Source organism: Coleofasciculus sp. H7-2 (assembly GCF_042747725.1).
Classification (GTDB): domain Bacteria; phylum Cyanobacteriota; class Cyanobacteriia; order Cyanobacteriales; family FACHB-T130; genus FACHB-T130.
This window is the reverse complement of sequence record NZ_JBHZGO010000083.1, coordinates 102733-121884: the sequence shown is the minus strand read 5'-3', so window position 1 is coordinate 121884 and position 19152 is coordinate 102733. Positions and strand designations below refer to the sequence as shown.

14 protein-coding genes are annotated in these 19152 nt (G+C 47.8%); 11 read left to right on the top strand and 3 right to left on the bottom strand.

Annotated elements, in window-relative coordinates:
• Positions 1–134 precede the first annotated feature (134 nt).
• Positions 135–1199: a potassium channel family protein gene (locus ACFW2W_RS16635; RefSeq protein WP_378180309.1), complete on the top strand. Its 1065-nt coding sequence runs from the start codon at positions 135–137 to the stop codon at positions 1197–1199.
• A 143-nt stretch (positions 1200–1342) separates the two neighbouring features.
• Here the strand turns inward: ACFW2W_RS16635 and ACFW2W_RS16630 are convergent, their stop codons facing one another.
• Positions 1343–1549: a glycogen debranching protein gene (locus ACFW2W_RS16630; RefSeq protein WP_378180305.1), complete on the bottom strand. Its 207-nt coding sequence runs from the start codon at positions 1547–1549 to the stop codon at positions 1343–1345.
• 524 nt (positions 1550–2073) lie between these two features.
• Here ACFW2W_RS16630 and ACFW2W_RS16625 point away from each other — a divergent pair.
• From ACFW2W_RS16625 to ACFW2W_RS16585, 9 genes are all read left to right on the top strand, one after another.
• The gene (locus ACFW2W_RS16625; protein ID WP_378180302.1) at positions 2074–3072 is read left to right on the top strand and encodes an ABC transporter substrate-binding protein; all 999 of its coding nucleotides are present in this window, start codon (positions 2074–2076) and stop codon (positions 3070–3072) included.
• Positions 3073–3119: 47 nt separating this feature from the next.
• Entirely contained in the window at positions 3120–4121 is a 1002-nt protein-coding gene (locus tag ACFW2W_RS16620; protein WP_378180299.1) for an ABC transporter substrate-binding protein, read from the top strand.
• A gap of 2 nt (positions 4122–4123) precedes the next feature.
• Positions 4124–6745 carry an ATP-binding protein gene (locus tag ACFW2W_RS16615; RefSeq protein WP_378180296.1) on the top strand — a complete coding sequence of 874 codons (2622 nt, stop codon included), beginning with the start codon at positions 4124–4126 and terminating at the stop codon, positions 6743–6745.
• A gap of 275 nt (positions 6746–7020) precedes the next feature.
• Positions 7021–9897: a GAF domain-containing protein gene (locus ACFW2W_RS16610; RefSeq protein WP_378180293.1), complete on the top strand. Its 2877-nt coding sequence runs from the start codon at positions 7021–7023 to the stop codon at positions 9895–9897.
• A gap of 229 nt (positions 9898–10126) precedes the next feature.
• Positions 10127–10441: an ArsR/SmtB family transcription factor gene (locus tag ACFW2W_RS16605; protein WP_378180290.1), complete on the top strand. Its 315-nt coding sequence runs from the start codon at positions 10127–10129 to the stop codon at positions 10439–10441.
• A 21-nt stretch (positions 10442–10462) separates the two neighbouring features.
• Positions 10463–11317 carry a phosphate ABC transporter substrate-binding protein gene (locus ACFW2W_RS16600; protein WP_378180287.1) on the top strand — a complete coding sequence of 285 codons (855 nt, stop codon included), beginning with the start codon at positions 10463–10465 and terminating at the stop codon, positions 11315–11317.
• Entirely contained in the window at positions 11298–12149 is an 852-nt protein-coding gene (gene pstC / locus ACFW2W_RS16595) for a phosphate ABC transporter permease subunit PstC (protein WP_378180284.1), read from the top strand. The genes ACFW2W_RS16600 and pstC overlap by 20 nt, the downstream gene beginning before the upstream one ends.
• A gap of 115 nt (positions 12150–12264) precedes the next feature.
• Positions 12265–13182 carry a phosphate ABC transporter permease PstA gene (gene pstA, locus ACFW2W_RS16590; RefSeq protein ID WP_378180281.1) on the top strand — a complete coding sequence of 306 codons (918 nt, stop codon included), beginning with the start codon at positions 12265–12267 and terminating at the stop codon, positions 13180–13182.
• Between the two features lie 60 nt (positions 13183–13242).
• Complete coding sequence (locus ACFW2W_RS16585) at positions 13243–14064, top strand: phosphate ABC transporter ATP-binding protein (protein ID WP_378180279.1); 822 nt, start codon at positions 13243–13245, stop codon at positions 14062–14064.
• On the opposite strand, the gene ACFW2W_RS16580 is transcribed toward ACFW2W_RS16585, so the two are convergent.
• Both ACFW2W_RS16580 and ACFW2W_RS16575 read right to left on the bottom strand, forming a co-directional pair.
• Positions 14045–14548, bottom strand: coding sequence for a GNAT family N-acetyltransferase (locus tag ACFW2W_RS16580; protein WP_378180277.1), 504 nt, complete (start codon positions 14546–14548; stop codon positions 14045–14047). The genes ACFW2W_RS16585 and ACFW2W_RS16580 overlap by 20 nt on opposite strands.
• A 67-nt stretch (positions 14549–14615) precedes the next feature.
• Positions 14616–15746, bottom strand: coding sequence for an RNA polymerase sigma factor, RpoD/SigA family (locus ACFW2W_RS16575; RefSeq protein ID WP_378180369.1), 1131 nt, complete (start codon positions 15744–15746; stop codon positions 14616–14618).
• 808 nt (positions 15747–16554) lie between these two features.
• Between ACFW2W_RS16575 and priA the strand changes: the two genes are divergently transcribed.
• The gene (gene priA / locus ACFW2W_RS16570) at positions 16555–19140 is read left to right on the top strand and encodes a primosomal protein N' (RefSeq protein ID WP_378180275.1); all 2586 of its coding nucleotides are present in this window, start codon (positions 16555–16557) and stop codon (positions 19138–19140) included.
• Positions 19141–19152 lie beyond the last annotated feature (12 nt).

The following is a 19152-nucleotide window of genomic DNA, read 5'->3' as shown; positions in this document are numbered from 1 at the left end:
AGAGAAAACATAAATAGGCAATAGGGAGGGTTTGTTAATTCAAAACTCAAACCTCTTTTTGGCGTTCTTGGGTCAGGCGCGGTTATCTTTACAAGGGGAATACGTTCAACGCGCAGCAGTGGTGACAAAGACTGGTGTACTCAACCCTTGAACAAAAATATCGACGCCTTCGCAAAGAGTTGATTGGCGGTGCGATCGCACTTTTTGGTGTCGCCCTGTTCGGCACTTTATGGTACAAGCTGGTGGAGGGTTGGTCGTGGTCAGATGCTGCCTATATGACTGTGATCACGCTAGCAACAGTGGGATATGGAGAAACTAATCCGCTGGGTAATCGCGGTCGCTTGTTTACCATCACCCTAATTTTGATGGGTGTAGTCAGCATCGGCTACATCGTCAATCGGTTTACAGAAGCCCTAATTCAAGGCTACTTTCAAGAGGGAGGACGACTGAGGCAGCGGCGGCGTTTGGTAAATTCTTTAAATGAACACTATATCCTTTGTGGATTTGGGCGCACGGGGCGTCAGGTTGCCCTGGAATTTCAGGCTGAAGGCATTCCGTTTGTGACGATAGACTCTCAGGTGGAGCCGGTAGAGGAGGCGCTACAGTTGGGTTATATCGCGGTGCAAGGCGATGCGACTCTGGATGACACTCTCCACAGGGTAGCGATTGAACGGGCGATTTGTTTGGTGGCGGCGCTGCCTTCGGATGCGGAAAATCTCTATACGGTGATTTCGGCGAAAACGCTCAATCCCACCATTCGAGCGATCGCCCGTGCTAGTACAGAAGAAGCGGTGCAAAAAATGCAACGTGCCGGTGCTGATGCCGTGGTTTCTCCCTATATTACCGGCGGCAGGCGCATGGCAGCAGCAGCGCTTAGACCCCAAGTGATGGACTTTGTGGATGGTATCCTCACGGGAACCGATCGAGCTTTTTATATGGAAGAGTTCCTGATCGATCCCCAAACTTGTCCTGTTGTGGGACAAACGCTTAGAGAAGCACGGTTGCGATCGCAATCCGGCGCTTTAGTTCTCGCCATTCGTCGCGCTGATGGCAGCCTCATCGGTGGTCCCACGGGAGAAACTCAATTACTGGCGGGAGATTTGCTCATTTGCATGGGTACGGCAGAACAACTGCGAATCCTCAGCCAAATCCTGATTCCCATTAATTCTCGGAAGCTGCGTCCGCCCAAGCATACCTAATAACATTCAGTTATTGTTTTCGACCTATTACTTTGGGAGATCCGGCGACTCATCGGTAAAAAGAACGGTGGGTGAAAGTGCAAGTAAATCAGTTTAGAAGCATCCGCTACGCGAACGCACTTTCTACCTAAACTGATTTAATATTAATCCAGCTTCAGGGAATTCACTGGCACCTCATCCCAAGAATCAACCGTTCGCAATCTGGCAATCCAACCTGCCTGTTTTTGGAAATCGGTTAAATTCTTCTCGTAGGACTCATGACAATCTTTTGCCTGCCCTTCATCACAACAGGCAATACAGGCATGGATCATTCCAGACGGATCGATCTGTTCGTTTACCCAAATGGTCATCGGGCATTCTCCCTGAATTTTAAATGCATAGACTGCTTGCAACTCGACAAAAAACGCTTACCTCTCTCGCTGCGATCGCGAAGCACTCCAAAAAGTCAGTTCGCACTCTTGAAAGAGCAATCTGTTGATTGGTGCTGATTTAATACTTATACCAAGTCGCGTTGTCACATCCTTCAAATCCAATGGCAACGCCAAGGTATTTTACATTTTTTGGCTCTGTGGGGCTAAGGAATCGACCCACTTTGCTCCCCACAGCCTACCTCCACGAAAGAGATAGAACACCTCCCGTTACATCCTGCAAAAAATCGGGAACTCTAACAAGGGTACTGATGCAAACTCTAATTATTGCAGGTCATCCTTGTAGGCGATCGCTGAATTCCTGAGTTAGCGAGACAAAAACCAAGGGATGACAAGGCTTTGAGCCAATAGAAGCGCAGGAGTTGAGACCGAACGTTCGTAAAGCTGTCGATCGGTTCAACGATAAAAGGCAGCATAATCCCAGTTTAGTCACAAAAAAAGTTTCTATGAAATCTCGACTTTTCCGCTTGGTGTCTCTTTTTTTGCTCAGCATTGTGCTAATCGCAGCCTGCAATAGCACGACAACCGTAACTTCCCAAAAAGAGACTCAGCCCCTGATCGTCGGTTACAATCTGTGGCCTGGACTGTTTCCGATAGCGATCGCATCTGAAAAAGAATTCTTCTCAGCTCAAGGGGTGAAAGTCAAACCCGTCTATATCCAAAACTATCTAGAATCGGTATCTGAATTCAGTGCTGGAAAATATGATGGAGTCGCCATCACAATGGGTAGCTTGATGAGCATGATTGAGAAAAACCCAGATGTGCAGATTGCGATGGCAACTGATGAATCGGCTGGTTCTGACTCAATTGTAGTTCGCCCGGATATTAAAAATGTCGCTGACTTGAAGGGCAAGCGCCTCGGAGTCAGGTTAGGCGATGGAGAATTGTTTGTTATCGAAATGCTCCAGAAACATGGTTTGACTACCGATAATGTGACCCTAGTCAACGTAGAAGGAGAAGCGGTTCCAGCAGGTTTTAAGAGCGGTGATATTCAAGCGGGACATACTTGGGAACCGTACCTATCTGAAGTAACCAAATCTGGAGGGCGAGTATTATTCACCAGTAAGGACACACCCGGTTTAATTTCAACGGTAATTGTGTTTCGCACCTCAGTAGTACGCGATCGCCCAAAAGATATTCAAGCTTTTATTCGCGCTTGGTTCCAAGCTCAAGACTATTGGCAGGCAAATCCCGAAGAAAGTAAAGCACTGATTGCTAAAACGCTTTCTATCAAACCTGAAGAAGTTTCCAATGAGGGTGTCAAGTTGTACACCTTAAAAGACAACTTAAAAGCGTTTACTCCCGGTTCCACAACCCAGTCGTTGTACTATACTGCCAAATTGTACGCTGACTTCTATATTCGCACCGGAGGGCTAAGCGTTGCACCGGATATTCAAAAACTGATTGTTCCGTCTTTTGTGCAGCAGTTGCAATCGGGAAGTTGACACTTAGCTAACATGACCGCATTCAGTCACAAAATCAATAGGTTTGTATGAAATCTCGATTTTTCCGCTTTCTATCTTTTTTCTTGTTAAGCATTGTACTCATCACCGCTTGTAATAGCACGCCCAAGGTGACTTCTCGAAGCGAGCTTCCGACCCTGAGAGTTATTTACAATTTGTGGCCTGGGAATTTTCCGATAGCGATCGCTCACGAAAAAGGTTTCTTCACGGCTCAAGGGGTGAAAGTTGAACCCATCTATATAGAAAACTACGTAGAATCAATATCTGCCTTTAGTGCTGATAGAGCCGACGGGATCGCTACCTCATTGGGTAGCATCATCAACATTATTGGGAAAAATCCAGACGTACAGATTACCCAAGTGACAGATCAATCAGCGGGTGCGGACGTTTTGGTGGTGCAACGCGATATTAAAAGCATGAATGACTTAAAAGGCAAGCGAATCGGCACTAAGTTAGGTGATTTTGGAGAATTATTTATCAGCACCTTGCTGCACAAAAATCACCTCACCACTAATGACGTGACTCTCGTCAATGTAGAACCGGAATCGGTTCCAGCGGGTTTACAAAGTGGTGACATTCAAGCTGGAAATACTTGGGAGCCATACACAGGGCAAGCGGTAAAAGCCGGGGCGCAGGTGCTACTTAGCACTAAGCAAACACCTGGATTGCTTCCGAATGTCATCGCTTTTCGCACTTCGGTAGTACGCGATCGCCCTCTTCAAATACAGGCATTTATCCGAGCTTGGTTCCAAGCCCAAGATTACTGGAAGGCTCATCCAGAGGAAAGTAATGCACTGATTGCCAAAACACTAAACCTCAAACCTGAAGAAGTTTCCACCGATGGAGTCCAGTTATACACCTTGCAAGACAATTTAAAAGCCTTTACTCCTGGCAACACAGAGGATTCTTTGTACTATACAGCCAAATTGTACGCCGACTTCTATACTCGCACCGGAGGGCTAAACGCGGCGCTAAATATTCAAAAACTGCTCGATCCATCCTTTGTACAGCAGTTACAAAAGGTAAAGTGAGCGTGAAACATTTTCAACTTTATACCCTACGCAATAAACTGATCTTTTCTTTCTTGGGTGTAGCGCTTCTCCCTTTGCTATTACTGGCATTCTTGAATCAGCGCTCCACCCAAAAGACACTGACGAACAATGCCAATCAAACCCTCTTAACAGCCGCCTCTCAAACTGCCCTGAGTCTAGATGCCTTTATCTCCTCCAATCTGGATGCTGTCCGGGTTGAAGCTCAGTTGCCAGTATTCGCGAAGTACTTAAGTTTACCTGCTAATCAGAGACAAAATATTGCCGCAGAAGTCGAGGGCGCTTTACGTTCGCTCAGCCGTAAAGATACTTTGAATATCTCATCATACGCGCTGCTCGATCGCCAGGGGCGAGATGTAATTGATACGTATACACCAGATATTGGTAAAGATAAATCTGACCAGGATTACTTTCAGCAACCGCTCAAAACTGGCTTACCCTATGTCTCGCCCATCCAGTTTTCCCCAACTACTCGTGAGGTGAGTGTGTTTTTCAGTAGCCCGGTACGGAATGCCGCTGGAAATATTATCGGTGTGTTGCATATCTGTTATAAGGCTGCTGTTGTCCAGCGATTGGTTAGCCAAAATACCAACCTAGTGAGAAGAAGCGCATCTTTTGCGATTTTGCTGGACGAAAATCATATCCGTTTAGCTGACGGCAACGCACCTGAGTTAAATTTTAAATCGGTAACACCACTCCCACCGGCTAAAGTGAAAGCTCTGCAAGTAAAAGGACGGTTGCCAAAGGGTACAACGGCAGACTTATCGACAAATTTCCCTGCTTTTGAGCAAGGTCTAGATAACGCTGCCACATCCCCTTACTTTACAACCGCTTTATCCTCTACAAACAACGATCTAAATGCAGCCGCTGTCACCAAGTTAAAGACGCAGCCGTGGTTTGTAGTGTTTGTGCAGCCGAAAGCAGTATTTCTAGCGCCTATCGAAGCCCAAATCCGCGCCACGCTATTACTGGCTGCGATCATTGCCGGTGTAGTCATTATCGCGGCTATCACGATCGGACAACTTCTGGCTAAGCCGCTGATTAATCTAGCTGGGACAGTGACTCAATTCACTGCTGGCAACCTTGATGCTCGTACTTCTATCAAATCACAGGATGAAATTGGGGTGCTAGCTTTGAGTTTCAATGCGATGGCAGAACAAGTCGGTAAATTGCTTCAAGGCTTAGAAGAGCGTACCCGCGAACTGGAAGTCAGTCAACACGTTACGGTTGCCGTCAGCGAACTGTCGAAAGCGATCGTAGATCCGGAACGGCTGTTGCGCGAAGCGATCGCCCTCATGCAGAATCGCTTTGGCTTACACTACGTGCAAATTTATCTGTTGGATCAAACCACGAATCAACTCATCCGACGGGCTGACTCTGGCAACCAGGATATGCTTGGGCATGATGAAAGTGCTTGTCTGTCTCTTGACGATCGCAGCTTGGTCGCCCTTGCTGCCCGAAATCAGCAAACGATCTGGGTGGATAATCAGGACAATGCAGGGCTAGCAGCAGGCTTGAAACCCATCCCAATCGGTTCTTCCGCAGCGGTGCCCTTGATCGCCCGTGGGGCGCTACTAGGAGTGCTGGACATTCAAGACAATGAAAGCGATCGCTTCAGTCAAACTGATCTGGAGACGTTCAACACCCTGGCGGGACAAATCGCCACTGCTTTAGAAAATGCCCGGTTGTTTGAAGAGATTCAAAAGGCTGAAGCTCAATACCGAGACAAAGCTCAAGAGTTGCAACAAACTCTATCTGAGTTGAAACAAACTCAAACTCAATTAATTCAAACTGAAAAAATGTCTAGTTTGGGTCAACTGGTGGCTGGAGTTGCTCATGAAATTAATAATCCAGTCAACTTCATTTATGGCAACGTCTCTCCTGCCAATGAATACCTAGAAGATTTGCTCAAACTCCTAAATTTGTACCAGCAACACTACCCCAATCCTGATCCGGAAATTCAAGCCTATATCGAAGAAATTGAACTCGAATTCCTGCTCCTAGATTTTCATAAAATTCTATCTTCTATGAAAGTTGGAGCCGAACGGATTCGTCAAATTGTTCTATCTCTGAGAAACTTCTCTCGTTTGGATGAGGCGGAAATGAAAGCCGTTGATATTCATGAGGGTCTTGAGAATACGCTGGTAATTTTACAAAATCAACTAAAAGATAAGCCGGGACATCCTGAAATTCAGGTTATTAAAGAGTATGGCAATTTGCCTTTAGTAGAATGCTATGCCGGACAACTGAATCAAGTGTTTATGAATTTACTTACAAATGCAATTGATTCTCTCGATGAATTTAATCGTAAACGCTCGACCGATGAAATTAAATGTAACCCCACTACTATCTGGATTTGCACCAAAGTTGCAGGGAAAAATCAAGTAGAAATCCGAATAATTGACAATGGCTTGGGGATTCCATCTGAGGTTCAGCCAAGACTCTTCGATCCCTTCTTTACGACGAAAAACGTTGGCAAAGGAACTGGGCTGGGTTTAGCGATTAGCTACCAAATTGTAGTGGAAAAACACGGGGGACAATTGGAGTGTATTTCAGCAGCCGGTCAAGGGGCTGAGTTTGCCATCAAGATTCCAATTAGAGTTTAAATTAACTGACCTTCTTAAGAGCGAACCGACAGGTCGGCGCAACGCGCGATCGCGCTGGGGAATTTCCGGACTGACCGAATCTACCACGACGCCGTTGACTCCGTAATCCTCAACCCTAGGCTATTTAGGGGAAATCACCAGGCTCAAGATGCGTTTACCCAGTGGACGGGAAAGAAAGCTAGAAACTTTAGCTGCTGGATAGGATTTATAGCAACTCATTTTATAAAAAATCCCCAAATCTACAGCATTTTTTTAAAAGTTCCATATTTTCACGTATGACTGAAGTTAGTCAGCACACCGAAAATAGATACAGTGCGGAAAAAGCCACAAATATTATAAGCGTCGTGGATAAAGAAATGACTTTCAGTAGAAATACGCAAGTTTTACAGCCAGAATTAGATCGGGAAGGATTGCTGCACCGAATCACTAACCGGATTCGTCAATCCCTAGAATTTCAAGAAATTTTAATCGCAACGGTGGCAGAAGTCAGTTCGTTACTAGAAGCAGACCGAGTCATGGTATATCGGTTTCATGCTGATGAAAGTGGAGAAGTGATTGCCGAATTTATTCATAAAAATCGCCTTCCGTCTTTAAAAGGTTTGAACTTTCCAGCGGATGACATTCCTCCCCAAGCACGCGAACTCTATCGGAAAGTGCGTCTGCGTTCGATTGTGAATGTTGCTTCCGGACTTATTGGTTTATCGCTACTGGATTCTCCAGAAACCGGAGAATCCCTAGAAACCAGAAAGATCCACTATCGCCCTGTAGACCCTTGCCATGTGGCATATCTCAAATCAATGGGCGTGGAGTCTTCGCTGGTGGTGCCGATTCTGCATGGCGATCGCTTGTGGGGGCTTTTAGTCGCTCACTATTCGCAACCGCAAGTAATTTCAGAACGGGAACTGGAAATTGTCCAGATGGTAGCGGATCAAGTGTCGATGGCGATCGCCCAATCAACTTTACTCACCCAAACCCGCGAAAAAACTCAACGAGAAGTCACTCTTAACCGTGTCTCTACCCTGCTGCATTCACTACATACCATTGAGCTGCAATCAGCCCTTGAGGAAACCGTTACCGCTTTGCAAGGTTCCGGTGGCAGACTGTACATAACCCCAGAAACCACTGGCTTGTCAGCGGTGGTATACACCTGTGGCAATCAATTGACGCTAGTAGAACCGGGAGTGGTAGCAGCAAATCCTGCCTCATCCGTTCTAATTGAGCAGCATCCTCTCTGGCAAGAATGGTTAAGTGGGACCAATTTAAACCTCGTTACAGCAGATGCTAGCGGTAGCAGTGGCATTGTGGCGATCGCTGATTTGTATAAACAAACATATTTGCAACCGCTAGGAACCGTATTTCAATCTACTCTGATTCAAGGCGTGTTGATTGTACCCCTCCAACACCGTCAACAGTTGGTGGGATACTTGACCATTTTTCGAGATGAAATTGACACAGAAACGTTATGGGCTGGGCATTTTGACCCCGATACGCGACAAGTCCACCCCCGTAAATCCTTTGAACTTTGGCGACAGCTAAAAAGAGGTCAACCTCGCCAGTGGACTCCGGAAGAGATTGAACTCGCTGATGCTTTGGGCGATCGCTTCTCAATGGCGATTGAGCAGTATGGACTGTACCAAAAGGTGCAGCGTCTGAATGTCAACCTCGATTGTCAAGTCCAAGAGCGTACAGTCAAGTTACAACAATCCTTGGAGTGGGCTAGCGTTCTTAAGCAAGTCATCGACCAAATCCGCAGCACTTTGGAGCTAAAAACCATCCTGCAAACCATCGTGCGCGAAGTCCGGAACCTGTTAAATACAGATCGAGTGATAATTTACCAGTTCACCCGACGCTGGCAAGGCGAGGTGGTTGTCGAAGAGGTCACTTGCAAAACGAAATCAATTCTGGGGCAGGTATATGACGAGAACTGCTTTCCTATAGAGTACGCAATCTTATACCAGGGCGGACGGGTTCGGGCAATTAGCGACGTGCATCAAGCTTCTTTGCAAGCTTGTCATCTCGAATTCTTGGAACATATTCAGGTAAAAGCCAATTTAGTCGTCCCGATTCGCAGAGGGGAGCAACTGTGGGGGCTACTGGTTGCCCATGCGTGTCATGCGCCAAGAGTTTGGAAGGCGGAGGAAGTCGATCTGCTGCAACAACTCGCCGATCAAGCGGCGATCGCGATTCAGCAAGCCGAACTCTACCAACAGCAAGCGGAATTACTCGCTCAAACCCAGCAGCAAGCAGAACAACTCTCTAGCGCCCTCCAAGAGTTACAGAAAACCCAAACCCAGCTAATTCAAACCGAAAAAATGTCGAGTTTGGGTCAACTGGTTGCCGGTGTCGCTCACGAAATTAATAATCCGGTTAATTTTATCTACGGCAATATCAGCCACGTTGATGAGTATACCCAAGATATGCTCAGACTCATGGAACTCTACCAACGGCATTACCCGAATCCCCATGCGGAAATTGTGGAGCGAGCAGAGGCGATTGACATAGAGTTCCTGACTTCGGATCTACCCCAGATGTTGTCATCGATGAAGGTTGGAGCTGACCGCATCCGCCAGATCGTTCTGTCTTTACGCAATTTCTCCCGACTGGACGAGGCTGAGAGGAAGCCTGTCGATCTCCACAGTGGCATCGACAGCACTCTGTTAATCTTGCAACAGCGACTGAAAGCAAAGCCAGACCATGCCGATATCGACGTGGTGAAAGATTATGGAGACTTGCCGCCTATCGAGTGCTACGCCGGTCAGCTAAATCAAGTTTTTATGAACGTCATCAGCAACGCCATTGACGCTCTAGAGCAACGCGATGAATTGCGATCGCTTGAGGAAATTAAAAACTTACCCAGTCAGATTACGATTCGCACTTTTGTGATGCAGGACAACCCAGATGGTATCCCCCGCGTTGTCATTCAGATTAGTGACAATGGCCCTGGCATGAGTGCAGACGTGCAGTGCCAAGTTTTCGATCCCTTTTTCACCACCAAGCCGGTTGGGAAAGGCACGGGTCTGGGACTTTCCATTAGCTACCAGATTGTGGTAGAAAAACACGGCGGTTTCTTTAAATGTATGTCTCAACCCGGTCAGGGTACTGAGTTCTCGATAGAAATTCCCCTGAACAGCCAGTTAGTACAAAGCTGCTAGAACGGCTTACACTCGGAAACCTCCTTTCCTTGCAAGGAAAGGAGGTTCTGTTTTTCAGGTGAAAAATCTGAATTTTCCCGACATCTTGGGAGCAACTGCGTTATCTCAGCATTGGTTAAGAATAGGTTAATTTGTAATTAATAAACAGTTATTGATATAAATATAAGTTGATATCAATCTCGATCCAGGGCAAGCCTGGGTTGGTTCCCAACTTCGCACAGGTGAATCTATGAGTACCCAAAAAGTCTCATCGCAGTCCTTTTGTGCCCAAAAACTGAAAACTTTGGCAGATTCAACGCGGCTTCAGGTTTTAGAACTGCTCATCAGCGGTCCCAAGCACGTTGGCGAGATGAATGCCGTGCTGGGATTGCAACAGAGTTTGCTATCGCATCATCTAAAAGTTTTGCGGGAAGAGGGTTTTGTGACGGCGACGCGAGATGGCAAGGCGGTGCTTTATCAGCTAGCTCCTGCAATCGGTAGGGCAAATGCTGGTCGGGCGATTGATTTGGGATGTTGTTTCCTTTCCTTTGATTCCAATCAATAAAAAAACCTCAATTTATAACAGATGAAAAACCTAAGACTGCTGGTGCCGCTTTCTATGGCGTTGGCGACCTGCTTTTGGCTGCAATCTTGCGGGAAGCCCCAAGAAGCGGCAACCCAGTCGTCTGATAAGTTACAAGGCAAGCTGGTTTTGACGGGATCGAGTACGGTAGCGCCTCTGGCGGCTGAGATTGCCAAGCGCTATGAAACTCAACATCCGGGAGTCCGGATTGACGTGCAAACGGGCGGATCTTCGCGGGGAGTAGCAGATGCCCGTCAGGGGGTGGCGGATATTGGGATGGTTTCGCGAAGTCTCAAAGACAGCGAGAAGGATTTGCAAGCTTTTACCATTGCTAACGATGGCGTCTCGGTCATTCTCAATCAAGACAATCCAGTTAAAAATCTGACCGACAAGCAAATTGTCGATATCTACACCGACAAAATCAATAACTGGAAACAAGTCGGGGGGAAAGATGCGCCGATTACGGTGGTCAATAAAGCTGAGGGTCGATCCACCCTGGAACTGTTTGCCGACCACTTCAAATTAAAGACAACTGACATTCGCGCCGATGTGGTGATTGGCGATAACGAACAAGGGATCAAAACCGTAGCAGGGAATCCCAACGCGATCGCTTATGTCTCCATTGGTTCTGGCGAATATGGTGCCACTCACAATACTCCGATCAAACTGCTGCCAATAGAAGGAGTAGACGCCTCCATCGCCAACGTCAGCAACGGCACATTTCCGATTTCTCGTCCTCTCAATTTAGTAACAAAAACCACACCTACTGGATTGCAAAAAGACTTTATTGATTTTGCCGGTTCTCAAGATGTGCAAGACATTGTGAAGGAGCAATATTTTGTCCCAGTCGCGAAATGAAGTCATACTCGTCTGGATATTGCGGGGAATGGCGATTGTTTCTGGCGCGATCGCTCTTTTAATTCTGCTATTCCTGATCTGGGAAACCTTGCCGATCTTGCAAAATATTGGGCTGACGCGCTTCTTTAACGACCCCTCCTGGCATCCAGCTAGCGAAGAATTTAACCTAATGCCGATGCTGTGGGGGTCGCTGTTTGTGACGGCGGGTTCTGTGCTAGTCGCAACACCATTGGGCATTCTTTCAGCAGTTTTTTGTCACTATTACGCACCCCCGATTCTAGCCAAAATTTACCGACGCTTAATTGAGCTTTTAGCAGGGATTCCCTCAGTCGTTTATGGTTTTTGGGGTTTAGTCGTGCTGGTGCCAATTATCGGGCGGATTCACCCGCCGGGACCGAGTTTATTCGCTGGGATTCTTATCCTAACTCTGATGATTCTTCCCACCATTGCCCTCGTCGCAGATGCCACCTTTGCCAACGTGCCCGCAGATTACCTGCAGGGTGCAGCGGCGCTGGGATTGGGACGCTGGGCAATGGTGCGTGGTGTGGTTTTTCCGGCAGCAAAATCAGGGCTATTAACGGGGATCATCTTGGAGACGGGACGGGCGATCGGTGAAACAATGGCGGTGCTAATGGTTTGCGGTAACGTCGTGCAGGTACCAAAGGGTGTATTTGAGCCAGTGCGGACGTTGACGGCAAATATTGCTCTAGAGATGGCTTATGCCGTGGGAAATCACCGCGCCGCCTTGTTTGTCAGCGGGTTGATATTGATGGCAATGATTGTGGTTTTAGTCGTTGTTGCCGAAACGATTAATCAGGGAGATTTTTATTAATAGGATTCAATGTAGGTTGGGTTGAGGAACGAAACCCAACAAAGGCTTATCAATGTTGGGTTTCGTTCCTCAACCCAACCTACAATTATTCTTACCTGGACGGTATTACACATCTATGACTAAACCCTTGGTAAAATCACCAGTAAAAAGGCGAGAATCAAAAGAAGGAACCCATCTTTTGGGTTTAAAATCTTTACCTGTTTATGAGTTAATTTCAATTGTAGTTGTCTGGGCATCTGTCGCTTTAATAACAGCTTCGCTGTTATGGCTATTGAGCGAGATTTTTGTTTCTGGTATCGGTCAAATTAACTGGGAGTTTCTGACAACAACGCCCCACAATGCTGGTCGAGATGGAGGAATTGCACCCATTTTAGTCTCGACAGCGCTGATTGTAGGAGTTTGCATGGCAGTTTCAATTCCTTTAGGAGTAGGGACTGCAATATTGCTGGCTGAATTTACCTCAAATGAGAGTATTTTGGGGCGGTTGGTGCGCCTTAGCTTGGATGTTTTAGCAGGCGTCCCTTCAATTGTTTTCGGTCTTTTCGGCAATGCTTTTTTCTGTAAAACCTTGGGAATGGGCTTTTCGATTCTTTCTGGTGGGTTGACGCTGGCGTGTATGGTGCTGCCGATTGTGATTCGCTCAACCCAGGAGGGTTTCCGAGGCGTACCGGATGACTATCGACGTTCGGCGGCGGCGCTGGGACTCTCGCGTACAGCAACATTATGGGAGTTACTGCTACCAGCCGCAATGCCTGGATTAGTCGTGGGGTTGCTGTTGGGTTTGGGAAGAGCGATCGCTGAAACTGCTGCTTTAATCTTTACCAGCGGTTATGTCGATCGGATGCCAGAGTCACTGTGGGATTCCGGGCGATCGCTCTCGGTTCACATTTACGATCTCGCCATGAACGTCTCTGGTGGCGAACCAAACGCCTATGCCTCTGCTCTCGTATTAGTCAGCTTTCTATTACTCATTAATGCTGCAATATCTTGGCTAGCAGAGCGTTTTCGGCAATCCCGAATTTGGGTAGCGTAAACCAATCTTACCTCGCGTTCTTCCTTTGCATACTTCGCGTCTTTGCGGTTCAAATTCTTCATGAAACACTCTACAAGCGAAATTCATATCCAAGAGCAAAATTTAGCCTCACTTCCCAGTAATCCACCGGAAATAAAAACCGAGAATTTAAGCCTTTCTTACGCGAATAAACCCGCATTTAAAGATGTCACACTCGCGATTAAATCAGGTGAAATCGCAGCTCTAATTGGCCCTTCCGGTTGTGGTAAAACAAGCTTTCTCTCTTGTCTGAACCGCCTTACCGATTTAACGAACAACTGTCGGTTATCAGGGCGGATTCTGCTGGGGGATCGAGATGTGCAAGAAATCGATGTAATTTCATTGCGCCGCCGGGTAGGAATGCTATTTCAAAAACCCAACCCCTTCCCACTTTCCATTATCAGAAATCTTGAATTTCCGCTTAGAGAACACGGAGTTAGGAATCGAGAAAAAATCGATGAAATTGTCGAAGATGCTTTGCGGGATGTCGGCTTGTGGGATGAGGTGAAGGACAGGCTGAAATCTCCTGCCCTTGCCCTTTCTGGCGGTCAACAACAACGGTTGTGTCTTGCCAGAGCGATCGCACTCATTCCCGATGTTCTCCTAATGGATGAGCCTTGCAGTGCCCTCGATCCGCTTTCTGGTGAAGTCGTAGAGGATTTGATCGTCAATCTGCGCGGCAAATATACAGTCCTCGTCGTCACTCACAATCTGGCACAGGCAAAGCGGATTGCGGATGATGTGGCGCTGTTTTGGGTTCAGGATGGCGCTGGACAATTGATCGAATCCGGTTCAGTTGCCCAGATTTTTGAATCTCCCCAGCACCCTCTAACGGCTGCCTACGTCACTGGCAGAAGGGGTTAAGGGTTGCAGCCATACTCACGAGAGAATCGCCCGTAACGCGGCAAATCCGCCAGTCGGGCAAAACGTCAGCACCCATGCACTTGTAGAATGCGATCGCCGGTTCATTCCAATCTAAAACGCTCCACTCCAAGCGTCCACAGCCGCGAGATAAAGCCAACTGAGCTAGGTGGGTGAGAAGCGCCTTCCCGATCCCCTGACGCCGATATTCCGGGAGTACAAACAAGTCTTCCAGATAAATTCCCGGCTTCGTCAGAAAGGTGGAATAGTTATGGAAAAACAGGGCAAACCCCACGGCTTGCCCCGCATATTCTGCTAGAATTGCCTCGACATAAGGCTTAGAACCGAAGAGATGGTCTTTTAGGGCGTCAGCATTGCCAGTGACAGCGTCAGAGAGTTTCTCATACTCCGCCAGTGCTTTAATTAGCCCAAACAGCACCGACGCATCCCCAGGCTCCGCTGGACGTAAAATCAATTCAGTAGTCATTAGTCATCAGTCAGTGGTCATTGGTCAATCATAAAACTAATAACTAATCACTGATAACGAACAACTTTTACGTGAGCCATCCTTTCAAGCGTTTGGCAACCTGGGGACGCCGCAGTTTCCGCATCGCTTTACTTTGAATTTGACGCACTCGTTCGCGGGACAAATTAAATAAACAGCCCACTTCTTCTAACGTGTAGGGTTCGCTGCTGGTTAAACCATACCGCAGAGATATGACATCTTTTTCCCGATCGGTAAGAACGTCGCCCAACACTTCCCAGATTTCCTGGCGCATCATGGCTTCGCTCATCTGCTCTTCGGGAGATTGATTATCGCCATCTTCCAACAGATCCATCAGTTCCGTCTCTTCTCCCTTCCCGATGCGATGGTTGAGAGAAAGCGATCGCCTTCTAAGTTGCAACAACTGACGCAACTGCGAAGCCTCAATATCTAAAGATTGCGCCAGTTCCTCTTCTGTCGGATTGCGGTGCAGTTCTTGCTTGAGTTCTCGCTGCGCTTTTTTGAGCTTGTTTAACTTCTCGACAATGTGAATCGGCAATCGAATCGTTCTGGCATCGTTGGCGATTGTCCGCGTGATTGCTTGCCGAATCCACCAATAGGCATAGGTAGAAAACTTGTAACCTTTGTCGGGATCAAACTTTTCCGTAGCGCGGTTTAATCCCAGCGCCCCTTCCTGAATTAAATCGAGGAATTGAACACCTCGGTTCAAATATCGTTTAGCAATAGAAACAACCAATCGCAGGTTCGAGCGAATCATCTTCCGTTTCGCTACCCGTCCACGATACAGCAGATGTTCCATCTGCCGTTCCGAGATCCCATCTGCTGCTGCCAGTTCTGCTTTTGTGGGATCGCGTTCCAACTCTTTTTGTAATTTTTCTTGGAGCGCTTCTATTTTGACTAAATATTGGACGCGATGGGCTAATTCCACTTCTTCATCTGGTTTCAGAAGTGGATAGCGTGCCATCTCCTTAAAAAACGCTCCTACAGTATCGTCGGAGATGGTTTTGCGGTATTCAGAGGGGCGGGCATCGGCTAATTTATCGATTTCCTCTGAAATTTCATCTTCAACACTGACGATTTCTATTTCAGTGGTTTCTTCCATTTGCTGGTCGGTAATATCTACAAAATCCCGATCGGATGTAGATTCCACGTCGCTTCGGTTCAGGTCAGCAATATTCATAGCAAGGTCTGAGTCGGTATTGGATAAAGCGAGTTGATGGGAACGGATGCTCTCTTTGTACATATCCATGACGGACTGAAGACAGGCTCTACGAGCATAGACTCAAGGGTCAACTTTATTTTTACTGTCTGGATTCTTTGCTAATTTTGAGCTTCATTTATCCGCTCGTGGCTATGCCAGATCGGTTCCCAGCTTTGTAACACTCAAAATTTTTTTCCAACCTTTCAAGTTACAAATAGCTTTTTAAGGCTACCAGAAAATAGCTTTTTGATTGTTTCCCTGATTACATTTCTCGATTACAGAATCTAGAAGCGCTTTAGATTTGGTATGCGTCTTAAGAAAAAATCAGGGAACATGAAGGTGATGCCCTAGTCTATCAGAAGCTTGCCATCAGCTTTGAGGTCGTAGATAATTTTCAATTAAATTAAATTCAAATCCATGCCAAACCTGGGAATTGTTTGCATCTTTCTGACTCCTAATTCAGGAAAGTTTAAACTTTTTTAAATTTCCTATGCTATTCACACAGGATCTCATATACTTGATAGCTTTCCTCTCTATCGATAGGGAGAAAATAGGCATCCGCGCTCTGCACGATAGATAGAGGATAGCAAGTATACTCACATACAAGCATCCAGGCGGGACATTTGTATCCTACTTTTATCCTAGTCGTTACGACCTCAGACGTTGTTGAATTTCAAGTCCCTCAAGAGTCTACAGCCAGCTAAAATTAACTGGTCTACAGTAAGCGACAAGCATGGCGGTCTGGAGAGCTGGCTGTAGCATCTGGCTGCCAAGGGAGAGGGGGAATATGTCGTCAAATCCCAATGTCGGGCGTTCGGGCATTGTGCTGGAAAGTAGAGCATCCTACGACCAGTCTGATTCTGGACAGAATCGATGGATAGAAGTGCTGGTGGATTGTCCAGAAGCAGAAGCGCAGAAGCGGTTGTATACCTATCGGTTGCCCGCCCAGTTGCAAGTGCAGCCGGGGGATATTTTGAGCGTGCCGTTTGGGGCGCAAGTTTTGGGAGCGATCGCTATCCGGATTTGCGATGCACCGCCGCCAGATTTGAACCCAGCCAAAATCCGGGATGTGGAGGATGTGGTGAGTGCTGGGTTTTTCCCGCCGACTTACTGGCAACTGCTGAACCAAGTCGCAGAATATTACTACACCCAGCTGATTCAGGTGATTCGAGTAGCGCTACCGCCGGGATTGTTAGGGCGATCGCAGCGTCGCATCCGTCTTGCCCCAGGAGAAGGGGAGAGGGGGGGACAAGCCGGACAAGCGGGAAGTGCCAATTACTTGAGTCCATCTGCCTGTCAGATTTTGGAACTTCTGCAAGCTCAACCCTCTGGAGACTACAGCTTCGTCTACCTCCAGCGTCAAGTTAGAGGAGCGTATCGAGCAATCCGGGAGTTATTGCGGGTTAAATTAGTCGAAAGTTACCTGGAACCGCCCAGAACCCAGCGACCGAAGTTACAGAAAGCCGTGACGCTGGTTGCCGATGTTTTTCCCCTCGACTTGACGCAGCGCCAACGGGAAATTTTGGAAGTGCTGCGGCGGCGCGGCGGCGATTTGTTGTTGACTGAGTTGCTGCAAATCTGCAATGCCAGTTCATCCACCATCAAGACGCTGGAGCAAAAAGGCTGTGTGGTCATTCAAGAACGGGAGATGTTGCGAACTTCCGCAGAACCGATCTTGGCTGGGGATCAACCGAAAGCATTAACACCTGCTCAATCTGAGGCGTTAGAAGCGATCGCATCTTTATCTAGTTTTGCGAGGGTGCTGTTGCACGGAGTCACGGGTTCCGGGAAGACAGAGGTATATTTACAAGCGATCGCCCCGATCTTAGAACGGGGACAATCTGCCCTCGTCCTCGTCCCGGAAATTGGTCTTACACCCCAACTCACCGACCGATTCCGCGCCCGTTTTGGCAACAAAGTCTGCGTCTATCACAGCGCCCTTTCCGATGGCGAACGCTACGACACCTGGCGGCAAATGCTGGCGGGTGCAGCCCAAGTCGTCATTGGCACCCGCTCAGCCATCTTTGCCCCACTGCCACGCCTGGGGCTGATAGTGTTAGATGAGGAACACGACTCCAGCTTCAAGCAAGACCAACCCGCACCCACTTATCACGCCCGCACGGTTGCGACTTGGCGTGCCGAGTTGGAAAACTGCCCCCTCGTCTTAGGTTCCGCCACCCCTTCCCTAGAAACCTGGGTGAATATTACGAGTCAGGAGTTAACCTCTTCAACTGAAAACTCTCTTACCCATTACCTCTCATTGCCTGAACGCATCCAATCGCGCCCTCTACCGCCGGTAGAAGTGGTGGATATGCGCCAAGAGTTGCAGCAAGGGAATCGCTCGATTTTTAGCCGGTCGCTTCAGGAAGGCTTGCAGCAGCTACAAGATGAGGGGAAACAGGGAATTTTATTTATCCATCGGCGGGGACATAGTACCTTTGTTTCTTGCCGCAGCTGTGGGTATGTGATTGAGTGTCCTCACTGCGATGTTTCGCTGGCGTATCACCACACTCATGAAGAAGCCGCTGAATTATTGAGGTGTCATTACTGTAATTTTGTGCGATCGCATCCTCAATCCTGCCCCGAATGCGGTTCCCCCTACCTAAAATTTTTCGGCAGTGGCACCCAGCGAGTCGCCCAGGAATTAGCGCAGCAGTTCCCTCAGTTGCGCTATATCCGGTTCGATAGCGACACCACCCGCACCAAAGGCGCTCATCGCACGCTGCTGACGCGCTTTACCAACGGAGAAGCCGACTTGTTAATTGGGACTCAAATGCTCACCAAAGGGCTAGATATATCCCAGGTGACACTGGTGGGAGTTGTCGCCGCTGATGGGTTGCTGCATCTACCCGACTACCGAGCCTCAGAAAGAGCATTTCAAACCTTGACACAAGTTGCAGGTCGTGCTGGTCGAGGCAATGACCCCGGTCAAGTAATTATTCAAACTTACACCCCAGAACACGCAGTCATTCAAGCAGTACGGCGTCACCAGTATCAATCTTTCATCGAGACAGAGTTAGAACAACGAGAGGCGCTGAATTATCCTCCCTACGGACGTCTCATTTTGTTGCGGCTAAGCAGCACCGATGCCGCTGAAGTTCAGGAAACTGCCGAAATGCTAGCAGCGGGGCTGGCTTCAAATACACTCCAGGGGGATAGCAGTTCAGATGCCCATCCCACCAGCCCGATGTATGAGATATTAGGGCCAGCACCGGCGAGTATCTTACGGGTGGCGAATCGATATCGATGGCAGATTATGCTCAAGTTTGCGCCTGATTCGCTGCCAGAATTACCGGATTTCAACGAGTTGCGCCTCCTCTGCCCGTCCTCAGTCAGCTTGACAATAGATGTTGACCCGCTGAATTTGATGTGATATCCAAACCAG